Raw genomic sequence first — 17,488 nt, 5'->3', positions numbered from 1 at the left:
TATACCTGATGCCGCGACCGAGCACACGGAGGATTATGGTTACCCTGATGATTACCCGGTCGCAGACTTCACGAATAATGATTTATATTCAGCACATCAGAAAAAAACTGATATCCTGAAATGAGTTACACGGTCACATTGAGATCGCAATGAAATATCAACAACTGGAAAATCTTGAAAGCGGCTGGAAATGGAAATATCTGGTAAAGAAGCACCGGGAAGGTGAGCTGATTACCCGCTACATTGAGGCCAGCGCTGCGCAAGCTGCGGTAGATGACTTGCTGACGCTCGAGAATGAACCTGTGCTGGTGCATGCCTGGATTGAGCAGCATATGAATCCGGCGCTGATGAACCGCATGAAGCAGACTATCCGCGCGCGACGGAAACGCCATTTTAACGCTGAGCATCAGCATACGCGTAAGAAGTCTATCGACCTTGAGTTTGTCGTTTGGCAGCGTCTTGCTGGCCTGGCGCAGCGGCGGGGCAAAACCTTGTCTGAAACCATCGTCCAGCTGATTGAAGATGCCGAGCACAAAGAGAAATATGCCAGCAAAATGTCGAGCCTGAAGCACGATCTGCAGGTACTGTTAGGGAAAGAATAGCCAGGTAGGATCGTCGATCCGCCTGCTGGTGGTTGCCCTGGCCGGGGGCTGCTTCACAGCTCTCAGCCGCTAAAGTGGGCGAGAGGGCATAAAAAAAACCCGCCGAAGCGGGTTTTTTTATCGGTTATAACTTAAGCCGCCGGCTGAGTTACAACTTCTTTGTAGCCTTTAACTTCGATCTCTACACGACGATCCGGAGCCAGGCAATCGATCAGGGCAGCGCGAGCTTTCACGTTGTCACAGGTGTTGCCAGTAACCGGGTTGGATTCACCCATGCCGCGAGCGGAGATTTTGCCAGCCGGGATGCCTTTAGCAACCAGGTAGTCAACAACGGACTGAGCACGTTTCTCAGACAGCTGCTGGTTGTAAGCTTCGGAACCGATGCGGTCGGTGTAGCCCAGAACAACAGCGGAACCGTCTTTCGGATCCATGTTGCTCAGCTGAGTGTACAGCTGATCCAGAGCCTGCTGACCTTCCGGTTTCAGGGTAGCTTTGTTGAAGTTGAACAGAACGTCAGACTTCAGGGTGAAGTGCTTGGTAGCCACTTCCGGAGCCGGAGCCGGAGCCGGAGCAACAACCGGTGCAGCATCTTCCTGACCGAAGCGGTAGGAAACGCCCAGGCTCAGCATGCCGTTATCAGGACGGGTACCCACAGTGCCCGCGTCGCCGATGTTGTTAACCCACTGGTATTCCAGACGGGTAGCGATGTCACGAGTAACAGCCCACTCTACGCCGCCAGCAAATACTGGGGAAACGCCAGTGTCGTGTTCGCTACGGGAAACGCCGGTAGAAGCGTAGTTGCCTTTGGAGTCAGCGCGCCAAACCATGCCGCCCAGACGGGTGTAGATGTCCAGATCGTCAGTGATTGGGTAACCCAGTTTAGCGGTCAGCTGAACGCCCTGAGCTTTGAAAGCACCGTTGTCAACGCTGCCTTTATATGCCATACGGCCCAGCCAGTCATAACCCATTTCGAAACCGAGGTACGGGTTAACCTGGTAACCACCGAACGCGCCAGCACCAAGCTGATCGTTACGGGTCGGACCGTTGTTGTTCTGGAAACCGTTACCGTAGAAACCGGTGTCGTGATACTGGGACCAACCCAGTTTACCACCTGCATACCAGGTGTTATCTTTCGGAGCGGCCTGCGCTACGGTAGCGAAGCCAGCCAGTGCCACTGCAATCGCGATAGCTGTCTTTTTCATTTTTTGCGCCTCATTATCATCCAAAATTCGCCATGAAGTTACAAAAGACCTCACGGTTAAATCCTTCACCGGGGGCGTGACTTGTTGTTAACTATGCTGATACATGCAGCGTAAGCCGATCACCCCTGGCGATGTAAAGTCTACAACTTAGTTCGAAACTTACAAGTGTGAACTCTGTCAGGCATATGAAAAAAAAGGGTTGTGTACACAATATTTAACAAATATGGTTGATTTTCGTACACGAAAAAAAGACAGAAATCCCCGTGTGGCAGGCATTCCGCGAAAAAGACCATAAAAAACGCTGTACCTTTCCCAGCGGTAAAAAAAATTCCAGGAATAATCCTAATTTCACTCAATGATACAAATTTGAGTGAATTTTTAGCCCGCTGAGTTGTCTGCCGAGCGTGCCCTGATTTCGCACCGGGCGCATGATGAATCCCATCGCGGACCCTACCTGGGCAGCGTTAACGAGACGTTCGTGTTCGTCAGCGGTTAACTCCTCCGCCAGCCAGCAGATAACCACACTATAATTACCCGTGCGCAGGGCACGGATCATTGAGTCTATGGTATGGCTGGGAGAGAGCTGGCTAATTTGCATGACCTTGGACAGCGGCAGACCGGCGGACTGAACCCATTCGCGGCTGAGCTTTTGTTGCGGCGTGAGCCACAGCTGCCAGCGCGACTGTTGACCCAGCTGCTGTAATAAAGGTAGCAGCAATAACTGCGTCATCATGGGTTGATCTTCACGATAGACAATTTCACTGATCAGCCCATTGGTGTTCTGTTCGCCAGAACGATGAGCGTAGTGGCCTGCCGGAGCAGAAGCCTGTGCTGAACGGTTTGCGTGAGCTGAAGTAAACATAGTCTATCCCGCCTTTAGTTACTGTATGCATATACAGTATCTTCGCCAGGGGAAAAGATCAACCGCAATTTGCCATTTTGCTGCCGGGAATTTAATCGCTTCTCGTGGTTCCGTATCTGTCAAGAGAAGCCCCTGCATTATCCAATCCTTAACGCGCGCTAATGGTTTCATTTCTCCCTGTCGATTGCTGCAACGCTTGCGATTTTCTGAAAGCGTCTCGCAAAACCGCATTCTGGTGAAAAAGTCGGCGAAAATCATCTTGCTGCTGCCCGGGAAGTCCCTTATGTTTTCTCTTAGCGGATCCGTTAACAACTTAAGTTTAATTACATGATTAACAAAGGAATGATCATGAGAAAACTAGTTTGTCCGCGGCTCCCGCAATTTCAGGCCTGCGTCTCACCGCTGGGTCAACTGCATACTCGTCCGCTCTTTGGCGGCTACAGCCTGGCTATTGATGATACGGTGTTTGCGATGGTGGCCGAGGGGAACATTTATCTGAAGGCCTGCGAGCAGAGCGCTGCTTATCGGGTGGAACATCGTAATCCTCTGTTAACGCTGCGCCGACACGGCCGCATAGTGCCGCTGAAGTATTATCAAATTGACGACACTTTATGGCGCGATGAGCAGCAGCTTTTTCGGCTATCGCTACTGTCGTGGCAGAGTGCGCAGCGCGAAAAGAACTACCGACGGGCGTCGGGCCGCCTGAAGGATTTACCTAATATCAGCTTTCATATGGAATTGCAGCTGATTCACGCGGGCATACCGGACGTTAGGACGTTGCGGGAAGTTGGTGCGCAGGAGGCATGGTTGAGGCTACGCGTAAATAATGCTTCTTTATCGCTGAGCGTATTGCTGGCGCTGGAGGGGGCGATTGCCGGGGTACATGCCGCCGCGCTCCCGACGCCACGGCGTCAGGAGCTTCTCGAATGGGCGGCTACCCGGTAGCGGAAAAGCCTTGTTATTCGGTTTGGGCGTGGACCCGTTGCTGCAGGCGGCAGATTTCAGGCAGCAGCGCCAGCAGCAGGCCAATCTGCTGTAAGACCAAGGGTTCCTTACTGTCCGCGCGCGGTTCCAGATGATGGATCCGGCTTTGCAGGCTGTTCAAAGCCTGTTGCACCCGCTGTTCATCCGCGGGGGTATGATGCAAGGCATCATCCACATAACAGACTGCATCATCCAGCAGGGCGAGGATTTCCGGCGTGGACAGTTTTTCCCGATGCGCGCCAAGAGCGGAGATATAGCTGGTGAACGTGTGGTTGAGGCATAGCAGACGAAAGGCGGTTTCTCGCTGGGTGGCATCCGCGCGTGGTTCAGTCGATAAGTTCGAGACGACGGAGGCCAGCTCAGCATCACGGTTGTAGGCGTCACGACGCGCGACACGGTAGGCCAGCCGGTTGTCGCGGCCCTGATGATACTGCTCCAGAATCGCGTCCAGATAGCGGCAGTTCGCGTTCATTGCCCGGTCCAGCACCCGCGGCAGGTTGCGGAATTTCCAGTCCGGCCAGATGAAGCTGACCGCTGCCCAGGCGATGGCGCAGCCGATCAGCGTATCAATGATACGCGGCAGCGCGACTTCAAAGCCCTCGCCAAGCAGGTTAAAGCACAGCAGCACCAGCAGCGTAATAAACATCGTGGCATGGGCGTACTGCACGTTACGGAAGGCAAAAAACAGCACGCCGGTCAGGACGATCAACAGCAGTTGCCCTTCAACAGAGGGAACCAGCAGCAGGACCGGCAGGCCGATCGCCACCCCAACCAGCGTGCCGATAATCCTTAGCGCCAGGCGATGGCGGGTGGCGTTATAGTTCGGCTGACAGACGAACAGGCTGGTTAGCAGGATCCAGTAGCCATGCTGGAGCCCGGTAAACTGGATAAAGGCATAGCCGGCGCAGAGCACCAACGACATACGTACTGCGTGGCGGAAAAGGGCCGACTCTGGCGACATATTGCGCTGCAGGCGCAGCCAGATATCGCTCAGACCGCCGAGTCTGTCGTCGGCCAGCAGCGTCTCGGTATTACTCCCGGCAGGCGCGGTGGTTTGCACCGATTCAATGGTGGCCAGCTGAGCATCGATAGCGCGCAGGTTATTCAGTAAATACCCGAGGGCGTTGAGCTGCTCGTCGGATGCGCCGCCGGCGCGCACGCGCTCAAGTGCCGCATCGAGATGCATGAACGCCCGTTCAAAATGGGCATCATGCTGATAGGGTTCGCGTAACAGAATCGCCCGCGACAGTTTCTGGCAGGCCTGCGCCTGCATCGAAAGCATACGCTGGAAACGGAACATCACATCGCTATAGCGAAATTGATCGCGTAGGGTTTGATACTGAATATGCGATGAGCTGGCGCGTTCATGAATATCCTGGGCCACAAAGTAGTACTGCAGGGTGCGGCGGGTGCCGCGCTGACCCCGATCGCCTCGCAGTCGGGTTAGCAGCGAGACCTTGGTTTGGTTAAGCGTAGCTACCAGCTGGCCATTAGCGAGCGCCAGATCGTACAGCGGCGCCTGGCTCTCATCCTCAAGGTCAGGATCAAACAGCCGGGATTTGAGCTCAAGATAGCGGGCCAGCTGCTCATAGCTACGCGCCAGGTTGTCCTGCAATGGACGAATCGGAAAGATCAGGTGCCCGGACAGCGTCAGCAGGTTGTACCACACGGCCCCCGCCAGCAGGAACAACGGCTGCAGATACCAATGATCGTACAGCGTGACGCCGAGCATGGTGTAGATGGCGATAAGCAGGGCGCCGAAGGCAATGGTCGCATAGCGCTGACCGAGGCCGCCAAGCAAAATAAAGCCGATGGTAGACACGGTCAAACCAAGGGCAAACAGCGGCGGCCACGGAAACAGCAGCTCCACGGAGGCGGAGGCGATAAAAAAGCAAACCAGAGTAATGGCAAGATTACGCAGACGGCCGGCCAGACGGTCGTCAAGGTCGGTCAGAGCCGCAGCCACGACGCCGAGGGTGAGGGGGATGGTCAGTTTGACTTCGCCGATCCACCAGGGAAACAGCGTTGTGCCGCAGAGCGCGATAAAAATTCGTACGTTATAAAGCCAGGCGCTGTTCCAGGTGTAGCGGCGTAGCAGGGGGCTAATCATGTCCGTGTTCCGTTCGGTTACTGAAAGCGACGACGCGCATTGGCTTCACGCGCAGCACGCGCGGTTTCCACAGAAACGACCCGGCGACCCACCGGCCAGAGGGCGATGGCGGCGATTTTGAAATTCGCGATCCCCACCGGGATGCCTATGATAGTCAGGCACTGAGCTATACCGCTGAAAATGTGCATCAGGCAGAGCCACCAGCCGAAAAAAATGAACCACAGAATGTTCAGAACGGTACCGCCGGCGTTCAGTAGACCGTTTTTGCGCCCCGGCTCGAGCTCGTCAACATGAATCGCCTCGTTACCGTAGGGAAATAACGAAAGGCGAGTGATTTCCCAGCAGGAACGAGTCAGCGGCAGCGTGACAATCAGAATGATGCTGACCAGGGTGGCGAGTAGCCAGCCTAGAGTGGTGGCGAAACCGCCAAGGATAAAGTTCAAAATATTCAGAATGGTACGCATAAAGCCTCGGTTTTGCCCGGTGGATAATAAGACCTGATGATTGTAACGTTTTTTTGCGCTGGAGCACCTGGTCCGGGGCGGTTAAACTGAAAAACAATCCACCCTGATTGAAAATCGACATTATATGGAACTTAAAGCGACAACATTGGGCAAACGCATGGCTCAGCACCCTTATGATCGGGTGCAGCTACTGAACGCCGGGGTAAAAGTTTCCGGCGATCGTCATGAGTATCTTATCCCTTTCAATCAGTTATTGTCAGTGCATTGTAAGCGCGGTCTGGTCTGGGGCGAACTGGAGTTTGTGCTACCGGACGGGAAAGTCGTGCGTTTGCACGGTACCGAGTGGAGTGAAACGCAGCGCTTTTATCATCATTTACACACACTCTGGCAGCAGTGGAGCACGGAGATGAGCAATATCGCCGCCGGCGTGCTGAAGCAGCAGCTGGCGACGATCGAGCACACTCGCGCAGAAGGCAAGTGGCTAACCCGTCAGCAGGTGGCGGATGTTCAGGATAATATACGCCATGCGTTGACTGGTTTGCCGATGCCCACCAGTCGGCTTGATGCCTTTGATAACTGCCGGGAGCTGTGGCGGGAGTGTCAGCGCTGGTTAGGCGATATTGAAGCGACGCGTCTGGCCCATAACCAGGCCTTTACCGAGGCGATGCTGGAGCAATATCGCGAATTTTTTGATAGCGTTGAGTCGTCCCCGCTCAATGCGTCACAAGCGCGTGCGGTAGTGAACGGCGAGCGCTCCCTGCTGGTGCTGGCGGGAGCGGGCAGCGGTAAAACCTCGGTACTGGTGGCGCGAGCGGGCTGGCTGCTGGCGCGGGGAGAAGCCGCGGCAGATCAAATTTTGCTGCTGGCATTCGGCCGCCAGGCGGCGCAGGAAATGGATGAGCGGATCCGCGAGCGTCTGGCATCAGATGATATTACCGCGCGTACTTTCCATTCGCTGGCGTTGCATATTATTCAGCAGGGCAGCAAAAAAGTGCCCACTATCAGTAAGCTGGAAAGCGATACTGCGGCCCGCCACGCATTGCTGCTGAAAAGCTGGCAAAAGCAGTGCCAGGAGAAAAAAGCGCAGGCGAAAGGTTGGCGCCTGTGGCTGGAAGAAGAGATGGGCTGGCAACTGCCGGAGGGGGACTTCTGGCAGGACAAAAAGGTGCAGCGGCGGATGGCCAGCCGGCTTGACCACTGGGTGAGCCTGATGCGCATGCACGGCGGCTCCCAGGCGGAGATGATTGCCGGGGCGCCGGAAGCGGTACGCGACCTGTTCAGTAAACGGGTGAAGCTGATGTCGCCTCTGATGAAAGACTGGAAGGCGGCGCTCAAGGCCGAGAATGCGGTCGATTTTTCCGGCCTGATCCATCAGGCGGTCAATATTCTCGATAAAGGCCGCTTCGTCAGCCCATGGAAACACATTCTGGTGGATGAATTTCAAGATATTTCGCCGCAGCGAGCCTCGCTGTTGGCCGCGTTACGCCGGCAGAATAGCCAAACCACGCTCTTTGCCGTCGGGGATGACTGGCAGGCGATCTACCGGTTCAGCGGGGCGCAGCTTTCTCTGACCACCGCATTCAACCACTACTTTGGCGAAGGGGATTGCTGTGCGCTGGATACCACCTATCGCTTTAACGGGCGTATCGGCGAAATAGCCAATGGCTTTATCCAGCAAAATCCGCATCAGTTAAGCAAACCGCTGAACAGCCTTATGGCAGGTGATAAAAAGGCCGTCACGCTGTTAGCCGACGACAAGCTGGACGATCTTCTGGATAAGCTGAGCGGTTACGTTAAGCCCGAGCAGCGCATCCTGCTGCTTGCCCGTTATCACCATCTGAAGCCTGAGGCGCTCAACAAAGCGGCGACGCGCTGGCCGCACCTGCAGCTTGATTTTATGACGATTCATGCCAGCAAAGGTCAGCAGGCTGACTTTGTCATTGTGTTGGGACTACAGGATGGGGAGGATGCGTTTCCGGCCCCGGCGCGCGAGTCGATTATGGAGCAGGCGCTCCTGCCGCAGCCGGAAGATTTTCCGGATGCGGAGGAGCGTAGACTGTTGTACGTGGCGCTCACCCGCGCTCGTCACCGGGTATGGCTGTTATTTAACAAGGCGCAACCTTCGCCGTTTGTCGAGATCCTGCAGGCGCTGGGTGTGCCCGTGGCCAGGAAGCCGTAATCGCGGCTCGATTATTTCAGGCGATCGGCAAGATAGCGTGGATAATCCGGGATCAGAATATCGAGCGGTTGACCGAAGTGCGGCGACTGGATAATAAAGTCAGCGGTGGAGACGTTAGTGGCGACCGGAATGTTCCAGACGGTGGCCAGGCGCAGCAACGCTTTGACATCCGGGTCGTGGGGAACGGCGTTCAGCGGATCCCAGAAGAAGATCAGCACGTCGATTTTGCCTTCTGAAATGAGGGCACCCACCTGCTGGTCGCCGCCCATCGGACCGCTCAGCATGGCATTAACCTCCAGGCCGGTAGCCCGGGAGACGAGATTACCGGTAGTGCCGGTAGCATACAAAATATGTTGCGCCAGCAGCGCCTGATGGCGAGCAACCCATTTCATCAGCATATCTTTGCAGTGATCGTGAGCCACCAGCGCGATATGTTTTTGCGCAGGCAGGGTACGTGTTGTCAGTTCCATATTTTCATTCCACATTTTGACCTGCAAACAGATTACTGAATGTGGCTGTCGCTGCAAGCATCGGGGATGAAAATTTTGCTGAATCTGTGGGTTAGGCTGGATGGCCCCCTGCTGCGGATTAGCATACACTTAGGTGAAATAGCAGGAGGAAACCATGAAAGAGAATGATATTGCTGGCATCCTGACCTCGACACGGACGATTGCGCTGGTCGGAGCCAGCGACAAGCCTGACCGTCCGAGCTACCGGGTCATGAAGTATCTGCTGGATCAGGGGTATCACGTTATCCCGGTTTCGCCGAAGGTGGCGGGCAAGACGCTGCTGGGACAACAGGGGTATGCGACGCTCGCCGACGTTCCGGAAAAGGTCGACATGGTTGATGTCTTCCGTAATTCAGAAGCGGCGTGGGGCGTAGCGCAGGAGGCGATAGCCATCGGCGCGAAAACGCTATGGCTGCAGCTGGGGGTGATCAATGAGCAGGCTGCGGTGCTGGCCAGGGAAGCCGGATTGAGCGTAGTGATGGATCGCTGCCCGGCCATTGAACTACCGCGACTGGGATTAGCAAAATAACAAAAAACCCCGCCTGGCGGGGTTTTGTTTTAGTTGCGAAGGCGCGGAGCCTGCAGCTGCTGACGAATCGTTTTGGCCAGTTCGTCAAGGGACGGCTGTTCCGGGTGTTCGTCGCGGGTTTCGCTGCTCAGCTGCGCTTCTGCCAGATAGGTGTGAATCGGCTGGCCATCATCATCTTCCATCACCACATGGTACCAGGGCGCCGCGCGCAGTTCGTCATTGGCGGCAATTTCATCCTCTTCCGGCTCCGCGAGCGAATACTCGGGATCGACATCGACGATGACGCCCAGGTAGCCCAAGAGCGTATGGCGGACCTGTTGGCCGATACCGAATTTGCTGGCTATCATAGGCACCTCCTGGGAAACATGAATACTCCCTATATGAGGCTCATGTTTCGTTTTTCAAGTTACATGACGCGACAGGCAAACCCCTTCAGATACAGCCCTTCCGGGTAGGTTGCGATCACCGGGTGGTCGGCAGCCTGACGGAACTGTTCTATAAATTGTACATCACGCCCGGCATCAATTGCGGCATCGGCGATGATTTTCTGAAATAAATCGGTGGTCATCAGCCCGGAGCAGGAGAATGTCAGCAGCACGCCGCCGGGGTTCAGCAGCTGGATCGCCAGCATATTGATATCTTTATAGCCGCGGCAGGCGCCCATCAGCTGGCTTTTATTTTCCACGAACTTCGGCGGATCCATCACGATCACGTCGAATTTCTCTCCCCGATCGCGGTATTTGCGCAGCAGTTTGAACACGTCGTCGCGCACAAATTCCGCTTTGGACAGATCCAGTCCGTTGATCTCCACGTTCTGGCGGGCAACGTCGAGCGCCTCCTGCGAGGTATCCACGCTGGTGACCTGGCGGCAGCCGCCCATCAGCGCCGACACCGCAAAGCCGCCGGTGTAGGAGAAGCAGTTCAGCACCCGTTTATCCGCGACATAGCGGCGGGTGGCCAGGCGGCTGTCACGCTGGTCGAGGTAGTAGCCGGTCTTGTGCCCGCCCTGGATATCGACCAACAGCTTCATGCCGTGCTCGGTGATCGGCAGCAGCGCCGGGGGCAGTTCGCCCACCACCGGCCCCTGGGCCAGCTCCAGTCCCTCTTTTTTACGCACGGCGACATCGCTGCGATCGTAAATGGCGCAGTCCGGGAACAGGTTCTGCAGGGCGCTGATGATGGCGGCGCGCTGGTATTCGGCGCCTGCGCTGAGCAGCTGCAGCACGAAAAAGTTGCCAAAGCGGTCGATAGTGACGCCCGGCAGGCCATCGGACTCGCCGGCGATCAGGCGGTAGCTGTCGAGGCCATCGCGCTCGGCCAGCCAGGCACGCCAGGTTTGCGCCTGCTTCAGACGGCGTTCAAAGAAGGCGCTATCGATGGCTTCATTGCGGTCGAAGGTCCACACGCGGGCGCGGATCTGCGACGACGGCGAGTAAGCGCCGCGGGCCAGCCATTTTCCCTGATGGTCAACGATATCGATGGTTTCACCGCTGCGGGCTTTACCTTCCATGCGGGCGACGCCGCCGGAGAATATCCACGGATGGCGACGCAGCAGGGATTTCTCGCGTCCTTTGGCTAACACTAAGCGGGGGAATAGGGAATCTGTCATGGGGCTACCTTTAAGCAACGGGAATGTCGGCACCGAAAAATGGCGCGTAGATTAGCACACCTGGCGCACGCAAGCATCTTTCGCCCGGCAGGCACAGGTGAGCGTTTCGGCACAAAATGCAGGCGCTTCGGCACATTCAGCTGGTGCGGACTCTCATACCCTGTTTTCTCACCCCAACGAGGAGCAGACGATGAAAACAGGTATCCGCATGGCTGTGGCGATGGTAACGGCTGTGAGCAGCGGCGCGATGGCCGCGCCGTTTAGCGTAAGCAGCAATGATATGCGTGACGGGCAGCCGCTGGCCCAGCAGCACTGGTTTGCCGGTTTCGGCTGTACCGGAGGCAATGTCTCTCCGCAGCTGGCATGGAAAAACGCCCCGGCGGGTACGCGCAGCTTCGCGGTCACCGTCCGGGATCCCGATGCGCCTTCCGGCAGCGGCTGGTGGCACTGGACGGTGGTCAATATCGCCAGCAGCGTCTTTTCGCTGCCCGCTGGCGCGGGAGATAAAAACAGCGCTACACTGCCGGGCGGAGCGGTCCAGGGCCGCAACGATTTTGGCTATGCCGGCTTCGGCGGCGCCTGTCCGCCGGCGGGAGATAAACCGCACCGCTATCGCTTTACGGTATGGGCGCTGGATGTCCCCACGCTGCCGGTGGATGCCGGGGCCAGCGGGGCGCTGGTCGGCTATCTGTTACATAGCCATGCTCTCGCCAGCGCACAGTTGACGGCGATGGCCGGGCGTTAAAATAAAAGGTCGGTCTGATGGAGAGTATCCACTTTCAGCATAACGCCTTAACCGCGGCGGAGATCACCACCCGACGGCTATGCAGACTGCATCGCGTGCGGCTGTTCTCCCCGGCGCTCTGTCGGGTGAAACGCGGCAGCAAAGTGATTGTGCAAGGGGAGAGCCGGGTGCTGGCGACTCCGCAACAGCTGATTGTTTTGCCAGCTGACGTGGAACTGGAGGTGATTAACCAGCCGGAGAATGGCCTATTTTGCTCCGATCTGCTATCGCTGACGCCCGAGCTGCTGACGAGGTTTAAGACTCGTTATCTCAGCGAACCACCGCCAGGGCGCCTGACCTCGCTCTGCGCACCGGTGACGACAGAGCTGGCGTTTATGTGGCAAAGCGTTCTGCAGGCGGTGCGGGAGGGATTGTCCGTCGCGCTGCAGCAGCACCAGACCATGGGGCTGCTGCTGGCCCTGCATGAGGCTGGCTATGCGGGCCCGCTGCTCGTCGAGCGGCAGCAGGATCTGTCGGCGCAGGTGCGGCAGCTGATTATGCTGTCGCCGGCGCAGGCATGGAGCGTGTCGCGGGTGGCGAAAATGCTCTTTCTCGGCGAGTCCACGCTGCGCCGTCGGCTGCAGCAGGAATCGCAGAGTTTTCGCCAGATCGTCGAGGAGGTGCGGATGGCCCACGCCCTGGGGCAGCTGCAGACCACCTCGCGGCCAATAGGCGAAATTGCGCAGAACAGCGGATATCAGTCGGGATCGCGCTTTACCGCGCGCTTCCGTCAGCATTATGGTTTACTGCCGAAGCATGTACGCTGAACGAATTTGCTATCCTCAGCGTATAGCGTGAGCGAAAAGGAGATGATTATGGCCAGTATCTGCACAATGGCATGGGTTTACGGTTCGGTTCAGGGCGTGGGATTTCGCTATTCCACGCAGCGGGAAGCGCTGCAGCTGGGGGTGACCGGTTATGCCCGTAATCTGGATGACGGCGGGGTGGAAGTGCTTGCCTGCGGCGAGGCGGAGCAGGTGGAAAAACTCATCGCCTGGCTGAAAGCCGGGGGGCCGCGCAGCGCGCGGGTTGACCGAGTGTTAACCGAGCCCCATCAACCCACCCGCAGCTGGGACAAATTCGCGATCCTCTATTAGATGCACTTCACCGGCTTCGGCAAGCCGGCGATTTTAGTCGCCTGTTTGGCGGGTCCTTTCGGGAACAGGCGATAGAGATAGCGGCTGTTGCCTTTCTCTTCGCCAAACTTGTTGGCCATCGCCTTGACCAGCATACGGATCGCCGGGGAGGTGTTAAATTCAAGGTAAAACTCGCGCACAAAGCGCACTACTTCCCAGTGTTCAACGGCGAGCGTTATCCCTTCCTGCGCGGCAATGACTTCCGCCATCGCCTCGCTCCACTGGGTGGTATCTTTCAGATAGCCTTCGCTATCCGTTTCAATTTCGTTGCCTTCAAAAATAAACATGATTTTTCACATACCGCCTGAAACTGGCCGCAGTGTAGCAAAAAAAAAGGCCCCGCATAAGCGAGGCCTCTGTTAAGCAGGGGAGCGGTTAGTCCCGGCTGGCGAAGCCCAGGATGCTCAGCAGGCTGACAAAGATGTTGTACAGCGAAACATACAGACTGACCGTCGCGCGGATATAGTTGGTTTCACCGCCGCGGATAATGTTGCTGGTCTCGAACAGGATGGCACCCGAAGAGATCAGGATGAACACCGCGCTAATCGCCAGGTGCAGCGCCGGCAGCTGCAGGAACAGGTTAGCGACCATACCAATCAGGACGACCACCACGCCGGCCATCAGCATCCCGCCAAGGAATGACATGTCTTTACGCGTCGTCAGCACATAGGCCGAGCAGCAGAAGAAGACCAGCGCCGTGCCGCCCAGCGCCAGGCCGATTAAATCGCCCATGCCGGCAGAAAGATACGCGTTCAGCATCGGCCCAAGGATATAGCCGAGGAACCCGGTGAAGGCGAAGGCGGAAATAATCCCGGTGGGTTTATTCGCCGTTTTGTAGGTCAGGAACATCAGACCGTACATCCCCACGAGGGTCAAAATGAGACCCGGCGAAGGGAGCATCAGCACTGTGCTGGCGGTGGCGGTGATAGCGGAAAACGCCAGCGTCAGGCTGAGCAGGAAGTAGGTGTTACGCAGAACCTTGTGCGTGCTGAGCAGCGAGGAACGGTCACGCGATGATGTAATTATGCGATCCATGAGTCACTCTCTTATGACAGATGTAATTAGGGATAAAGAATAAGAAAAACAAGCGTGAAGCCCTAATGCTTTTACCCATCTTTACTTAGTTTTTACCGCTTTTGCCAGGCATAAAATTCTATATAGATAGGGAAAAGCGATATATTTTCGCTTTTCGCGTCGCTGAGCCGATCGAAATCTTATAGGTCACTGAAAAATATTGCCTTATGGCACTTCTGCGACTAAGTGTGGAAGAGGGGGATTACCCCGTACGTCAAAGGCAAAGGGAAATGACATTACACAAAAAAAATCACATCACCCGAACACTCCTGGCTGTCAGTATGCTGGCTATGAGCGGCGGGGCGCTGGCGGCGCAGGTGCCGCCGGGCACCCAGCTGGCGGAAAAGCAGGAGCTGGTCAGAAATAACGGCAGTGAACCGGCGTCACTCGATCCGCATAAAGTCGAGAGCGATGTTGAATTTAATATCATTAGCGATCTCTTTGAAGGGCTGGTTAACGTGTCGCCAGCGGGAGCGATCCAGCCGCGACTGGCGGAACGCTGGGAAAACAAAGACAACCTGTTATGGACCTTTCATTTACGCCCCGGTCTGACCTGGTCTGACGGCACGGCCATTACAGCGCAGGATATCGTCTGGAGCTGGCAACGGCTGGTCTCGCCGGCAACAGCCTCCCCCTACGCGAGCTACCCTGGCAATATGCATATCGCCAACGCCCGCGAGATTGCCCTCGGGCAAAAGGGACCCGAGACGTTGGGGGTGAAAGCGCTGAACGACACCACGCTGCAGGTCACTCTGACCCAGCCGAATGCCGCCTTCCTGGCGATGCTGGCGCACCCTTCGCTGGTACCGATCGACAAAGTGCTGGTGGAGCGGTATGCCGATAAATGGACCCGACCAGAGCATATCGTCACCAGCGGCCCGTATAAGCTGTCCCAATGGGTGGTGAATGAGCGGCTGGTGGCTGAACGTAATGCAAAGTACTGGGATAATGCGCATACCGTTATTAATAAAGTGACTTACCTGCCAATCTCTTCGGAGGCCGCCGATGTCAACCGCTACAAAACAGGGGAGATTGATATTGTCTATACGGTGCCGATCAATCAGTTTGCGCAGTTGCAGAAAACCATGGGCGACCAGCTGGACGTTTCGCCGCAGCTGGCGACCTATTACTACGAATTCAATACTACCCGGCCGCCGTTTAACGACGCCCATGTGCGTCGCGCGCTGAATATGGCGCTTGATAAAGATATCATTGCCGGAAAAGTGCTTGGCCAGGGCCAGCGCCCGGCCTGGCTGATCGGTCAGCCGGATATCGGCGGCGTGACGCTGCATAACCCGGACTACGCCAGCTGGCCGCGTGAGAAACGGATTGCCGAGGCGAAAAAACTGCTGGCGCAGGCGGGGTATGATGAAAGCCATCCGCTGGTCTTTACCCTGCTCTATAACACCTCTGAGTCGCACCAGCGTATCGCCATTGCCGCCAGCTCTATGTGGAAGAAAAACCTCGGCGTCGAGGCGAAGCTACAGAACCAGGAGTGGAAGACGATGCTGGATACCATGCATACGCATAACTTCGACGCCGTCCGCTACGCGTGGATTGCCGACTACGACGATGCCGCCACCTTCCTCAATACTTTCCGTACCGGGGATAGCGAGAACACCAGTCAGTACAGCAACCCTGCTTACGATGAGGCCCTGCGCAATGCGGCGAAAGCCTCCGACGTGGCGACCCGGGGCAAATACTATCAGCAGGCGGAAGATCTGCTGGCGCAGGATGTTCCCGCCATTCCGGTCTATCACTATGTACGTACCCATCTGGTGAAACCTTGGGTAGGGGGCTTCACGCCGGATAAGCTGGGGTATTACTACACCAAAGACATGTACATTAAAAAACACCCATCCGCCAGCGGCGATGGGCGTTGATTTTCTGTGCAAACTGCCTGAAATTCAGACGAATAACACAAAATTGTTTGTTTTTAAGGCAGTTGATCAAAATGATGCTTTACAGCATCCGCCGAGGTGTTTATAGTGCGCCTCACACCGGAAGTGTGGCCGAGCGGTTGAAGGCACCGGTCTTGAAAACCGGCGACCCGAAAGGGTTCCAGAGTTCGAATCTCTGCGCTTCCGCCATATAAAAGAAGGGGTTACCGAAAGGTAACCCCTTCTTGCTTTGTCCGGTCGGTCGTGCATGACCCGGACAGCGACCGACGACGTTTTCATTCCCACAGCGCTGATGGATATATAGCCCGTCGCATGGCAGGACTTTTCACAACGCCCGCTTATTCTTCGACAATCCGCGCCTTCGGTTTGCTCAGCAGGAGCATGACCAGCGCGACGTAGGGCATCGGCTTCCAGAAATAGTAGCCCTGCAGCAGATGAATATTCTGGCGATTAAGATAATCCCGTTGGGCCTCGGTTTCGACGCCCTCGGCAATGATGCGCAGTGACAGCGTCCGCGCCATCTCTATCACGCAGTCCAGCAGCTTGCTTGCCGGCGCCTCCCCAGTTACCCGGCCGACAAAACTCTGATCGATTTTGATATAGTCGAAAATCAGCTCGTGGAGACAGGAAAGCCCGGAATAGCCGGTGCCAAAGTCGTCCAGCGCGATGGAAAACCCGCGGGAGTGTAACGTATTGAGCTTGTCCACAACCGCCCCGTTGAGCAACAGCGGCTCCTGCTCCGTGATCTCCAGCATCAGCTTCACCGCTTTACCCTCAAAGCCGCGCTGATAGTGCAGGCAGTCATCGATAAACGTCGGCGCGTTAATATGTGACACGCTGATATTCAGGCCAATATGAAACCCATCCGGTAGTTTACTAAAGAGTGGTCTCATCTGCGCGTTGACCTGCGCCATCAGGCTGCGGGTTAGGGGAATAATTAAGCCGGTACGTTCGGCCAACGGAATAAATTCCGCGGGCGAGCGCGCTGGCGTCGTGCTGTTTTGCCAGCGGGCGAGGTAAATACCTCCTGGTGTGGGTCCGCAGCCAGCGGCTTAACATCGCCATATCTGGCAATCATTTGGTTCTGCACCCAGAGTGCCAGCCCGTTGTTATCGGTATCGCTATATAGCGCATCGCGCAGATGGATGTCACTGATCGTGACAATCACCCTGATCGGCGCTAAGCGCGTCTGATAGATCAGCACCGGCCGCTTATTGACCATCATTCTGGCCGGGAGCAGTAACAGAGGGTCATCAGGCAAAGACTCAGGGCTAAGTGTCAGGACCCGGTTGCCAGTTAATGACGAACACGCCAGCAAGAAATACTATCAGCGCCAGGGAAAAGGCAATCACTCGCAGCCGGTGGATGAAGAGACGGCGTTGTTTCTTGGCGATCGCACCGTCAGCCAGGCCGCGTGGCAGCCCGGCGCGATGGTGCGACTGACGGTCAGCGGCAAGGCGCGGGTATTTAGCGGCTAAACCCTGAGCAGGCGGCGCTGGCTATCGCCGGTGCCGCACAGAAAGCTAATCAGGCGGAGGATGAA

General features: G+C 56.4%; 20 protein-coding genes and 1 tRNA gene. 10 read left to right on the top strand and 11 right to left on the bottom strand.

Features of this window, described 5'->3' with window-relative positions; translation table 11 throughout:
* The first annotated feature begins 149 nt into the window (after positions 1-149).
* On the top strand, positions 150-602 hold the full coding sequence (matP, locus tag AB1E37_RS16225) for a macrodomain Ter protein MatP (RefSeq protein WP_002898404.1): 453 nt from the start codon (positions 150-152) through the stop codon (positions 600-602).
* A 131-nt stretch (positions 603-733) separates the two neighbouring features.
* On the opposite strand, the gene ompA is transcribed toward matP, so the two are convergent.
* Positions 734-1,804, bottom strand: a complete 1,071-nt coding sequence (gene ompA, locus AB1E37_RS16220) for a porin OmpA (protein ID WP_002898408.1) — start codon at positions 1,802-1,804, stop codon at positions 734-736.
* Between the two features lie 352 nt (positions 1,805-2,156).
* Positions 2,157-2,666 (bottom strand): SOS-induced cell division inhibitor SulA, encoded by a 510-nt coding sequence (sulA, locus tag AB1E37_RS16215; protein ID WP_002898418.1) that lies wholly within the window; start codon positions 2,664-2,666, stop codon positions 2,157-2,159.
* 348 nt (positions 2,667-3,014) lie between these two features.
* Here sulA and AB1E37_RS16210 point away from each other — a divergent pair, with 348 nt between their 5' ends.
* Positions 3,015-3,611, top strand: coding sequence for a TfoX/Sxy family DNA transformation protein (locus AB1E37_RS16210; protein ID WP_004150836.1), 597 nt, complete (start codon positions 3,015-3,017; stop codon positions 3,609-3,611).
* Between the two features lie 13 nt (positions 3,612-3,624).
* On the opposite strand, the gene yccS is transcribed toward AB1E37_RS16210, so the two are convergent.
* Both yccS and AB1E37_RS16200 read right to left on the bottom strand, forming a co-directional pair.
* Positions 3,625-5,760: a YccS family putative transporter gene (gene yccS / locus AB1E37_RS16205; protein ID WP_002898422.1), complete on the bottom strand. Its 2,136-nt coding sequence runs from the start codon at positions 5,758-5,760 to the stop codon at positions 3,625-3,627.
* Positions 5,761-5,777: 17 nt separating this feature from the next.
* Positions 5,778-6,224, bottom strand: a complete 447-nt coding sequence (locus tag AB1E37_RS16200) for a YccF domain-containing protein (RefSeq protein ID WP_002898425.1) — start codon at positions 6,222-6,224, stop codon at positions 5,778-5,780.
* Between the two features lie 124 nt (positions 6,225-6,348).
* Here AB1E37_RS16200 and helD point away from each other — a divergent pair, with 124 nt between their 5' ends.
* On the top strand, positions 6,349-8,403 hold the full coding sequence (gene helD / locus AB1E37_RS16195; RefSeq protein ID WP_032103554.1) for a DNA helicase IV: 2,055 nt from the start codon (positions 6,349-6,351) through the stop codon (positions 8,401-8,403).
* A gap of 11 nt (positions 8,404-8,414) precedes the next feature.
* Here the strand turns inward: helD and mgsA are convergent, their stop codons facing one another.
* Entirely contained in the window at positions 8,415-8,873 is a 459-nt protein-coding gene (gene mgsA / locus AB1E37_RS16190) for a methylglyoxal synthase (protein WP_004224034.1), read from the bottom strand.
* Between the two features lie 154 nt (positions 8,874-9,027).
* Between mgsA and AB1E37_RS16185 the strand changes: the two genes are divergently transcribed.
* The gene (locus AB1E37_RS16185; RefSeq protein ID WP_004144085.1) at positions 9,028-9,441 is read left to right on the top strand and encodes a CoA-binding protein; all 414 of its coding nucleotides are present in this window, start codon (positions 9,028-9,030) and stop codon (positions 9,439-9,441) included.
* A gap of 29 nt (positions 9,442-9,470) precedes the next feature.
* On the opposite strand, the gene hspQ is transcribed toward AB1E37_RS16185, so the two are convergent.
* Both hspQ and rlmI read right to left on the bottom strand, forming a co-directional pair.
* Positions 9,471-9,788, bottom strand: coding sequence for a heat shock protein HspQ (hspQ, locus tag AB1E37_RS16180; protein ID WP_002898441.1), 318 nt, complete (start codon positions 9,786-9,788; stop codon positions 9,471-9,473).
* 59 nt (positions 9,789-9,847) lie between these two features.
* Entirely contained in the window at positions 9,848-11,050 is a 1,203-nt protein-coding gene (gene rlmI, locus AB1E37_RS16175) for a 23S rRNA (cytosine(1962)-C(5))-methyltransferase RlmI (RefSeq protein WP_004176645.1), read from the bottom strand.
* A gap of 190 nt (positions 11,051-11,240) precedes the next feature.
* Here rlmI and AB1E37_RS16170 point away from each other — a divergent pair, with 190 nt between their 5' ends.
* From AB1E37_RS16170 to yccX, 3 genes are read left to right on the top strand one after another with little or no spacing between them, the layout of a single operon-like run.
* Entirely contained in the window at positions 11,241-11,795 is a 555-nt protein-coding gene (locus AB1E37_RS16170) for a YbhB/YbcL family Raf kinase inhibitor-like protein (protein ID WP_020804579.1), read from the top strand.
* Between the two features lie 17 nt (positions 11,796-11,812).
* A complete protein-coding gene (locus tag AB1E37_RS16165; protein WP_004183586.1) occupies positions 11,813-12,601 on the top strand; it encodes an AraC family transcriptional regulator in 789 nt (262 codons plus the stop codon).
* Between the two features lie 48 nt (positions 12,602-12,649).
* The gene (gene yccX / locus AB1E37_RS16160) at positions 12,650-12,931 is read left to right on the top strand and encodes an acylphosphatase (RefSeq protein ID WP_004150835.1); all 282 of its coding nucleotides are present in this window, start codon (positions 12,650-12,652) and stop codon (positions 12,929-12,931) included.
* Here yccX and tusE read toward each other — a convergent pair.
* Positions 12,928-13,257 carry a sulfurtransferase TusE gene (gene tusE, locus AB1E37_RS16155; protein WP_002898457.1) on the bottom strand — a complete coding sequence of 110 codons (330 nt, stop codon included), beginning with the start codon at positions 13,255-13,257 and terminating at the stop codon, positions 12,928-12,930. The genes yccX and tusE overlap by 4 nt on opposite strands.
* A gap of 88 nt (positions 13,258-13,345) precedes the next feature.
* On the bottom strand, positions 13,346-14,005 hold the full coding sequence (gene yccA / locus AB1E37_RS16150) for an FtsH protease modulator YccA (RefSeq protein WP_002898458.1): 660 nt from the start codon (positions 14,003-14,005) through the stop codon (positions 13,346-13,348).
* Positions 14,006-14,274: 269 nt separating this feature from the next.
* Between yccA and AB1E37_RS16145 the strand changes: the two genes are divergently transcribed.
* Complete coding sequence (locus tag AB1E37_RS16145; protein WP_032414751.1) at positions 14,275-15,927, top strand: ABC transporter substrate-binding protein; 1,653 nt, start codon at positions 14,275-14,277, stop codon at positions 15,925-15,927.
* 119 nt (positions 15,928-16,046) lie between these two features.
* A tRNA-Ser gene (locus AB1E37_RS16140) sits at positions 16,047-16,134 on the top strand.
* 149 nt (positions 16,135-16,283) lie between these two features.
* Here the strand turns inward: AB1E37_RS16140 and AB1E37_RS16135 are convergent.
* The gene (locus tag AB1E37_RS16135) at positions 16,284-16,904 is read right to left on the bottom strand and encodes a cyclic diguanylate phosphodiesterase (protein WP_002898466.1); all 621 of its coding nucleotides are present in this window, start codon (positions 16,902-16,904) and stop codon (positions 16,284-16,286) included.
* The gene (locus tag AB1E37_RS16130) at positions 16,883-17,170 is read right to left on the bottom strand and encodes a hypothetical protein (RefSeq protein ID WP_004191035.1); all 288 of its coding nucleotides are present in this window, start codon (positions 17,168-17,170) and stop codon (positions 16,883-16,885) included. The genes AB1E37_RS16135 and AB1E37_RS16130 overlap by 22 nt, the downstream gene beginning before the upstream one ends.
* Before the next feature lie 64 nt (positions 17,171-17,234).
* Between AB1E37_RS16130 and AB1E37_RS16125 the strand changes: the two genes are divergently transcribed.
* The gene (locus AB1E37_RS16125) at positions 17,235-17,423 is read left to right on the top strand and encodes a hypothetical protein (protein ID WP_020804576.1); all 189 of its coding nucleotides are present in this window, start codon (positions 17,235-17,237) and stop codon (positions 17,421-17,423) included.
* The last annotated feature ends 65 nt before the right edge of the window (positions 17,424-17,488 follow it).

It is taken from the genome of Klebsiella sp. Shm-1, from assembly GCF_040804525.1.
Taxonomy (GTDB): domain Bacteria; phylum Pseudomonadota; class Gammaproteobacteria; order Enterobacterales; family Enterobacteriaceae; genus Klebsiella; species Klebsiella pneumoniae.
The sequence above is the reverse complement of the archived record's forward strand: the minus strand, read 5'-3'. Positions and strand labels throughout refer to the sequence as shown.

Coding starts and splice junctions, on each gene's coding strand:
- matP (WP_002898404.1), top strand. CDS start 150: ATGAAATATCAACAACTGGAAAATCTTGAAAGCGGCTGGAAATGGAAA.
- ompA (WP_002898408.1), bottom strand. CDS start 1,804: ATGAAAAAGACAGCTATCGCGATTGCAGTGGCACTGGCTGGCTTCGCT.
- sulA (WP_002898418.1), bottom strand. CDS start 2,666: ATGTTTACTTCAGCTCACGCAAACCGTTCAGCACAGGCTTCTGCTCCG.
- AB1E37_RS16210 (WP_004150836.1), top strand. CDS start 3,015: ATGAGAAAACTAGTTTGTCCGCGGCTCCCGCAATTTCAGGCCTGCGTC.
- yccS (WP_002898422.1), bottom strand. CDS start 5,760: ATGATTAGCCCCCTGCTACGCCGCTACACCTGGAACAGCGCCTGGCTT.
- AB1E37_RS16200 (WP_002898425.1), bottom strand. CDS start 6,224: ATGCGTACCATTCTGAATATTTTGAACTTTATCCTTGGCGGTTTCGCC.
- helD (WP_032103554.1), top strand. CDS start 6,349: ATGGAACTTAAAGCGACAACATTGGGCAAACGCATGGCTCAGCACCCT.
- mgsA (WP_004224034.1), bottom strand. CDS start 8,873: ATGGAACTGACAACACGTACCCTGCCTGCGCAAAAACATATCGCGCTG.
- AB1E37_RS16185 (WP_004144085.1), top strand. CDS start 9,028: ATGAAAGAGAATGATATTGCTGGCATCCTGACCTCGACACGGACGATT.
- hspQ (WP_002898441.1), bottom strand. CDS start 9,788: ATGATAGCCAGCAAATTCGGTATCGGCCAACAGGTCCGCCATACGCTC.
- rlmI (WP_004176645.1), bottom strand. CDS start 11,050: ATGACAGATTCCCTATTCCCCCGCTTAGTGTTAGCCAAAGGACGCGAG.
- AB1E37_RS16170 (WP_020804579.1), top strand. CDS start 11,241: ATGAAAACAGGTATCCGCATGGCTGTGGCGATGGTAACGGCTGTGAGC.
- AB1E37_RS16165 (WP_004183586.1), top strand. CDS start 11,813: ATGGAGAGTATCCACTTTCAGCATAACGCCTTAACCGCGGCGGAGATC.
- yccX (WP_004150835.1), top strand. CDS start 12,650: ATGGCCAGTATCTGCACAATGGCATGGGTTTACGGTTCGGTTCAGGGC.
- tusE (WP_002898457.1), bottom strand. CDS start 13,257: ATGTTTATTTTTGAAGGCAACGAAATTGAAACGGATAGCGAAGGCTAT.
- yccA (WP_002898458.1), bottom strand. CDS start 14,005: ATGGATCGCATAATTACATCATCGCGTGACCGTTCCTCGCTGCTCAGC.
- AB1E37_RS16145 (WP_032414751.1), top strand. CDS start 14,275: ATGACATTACACAAAAAAAATCACATCACCCGAACACTCCTGGCTGTC.
- AB1E37_RS16130 (WP_004191035.1), bottom strand. CDS start 17,170: ATGATGGTCAATAAGCGGCCGGTGCTGATCTATCAGACGCGCTTAGCG.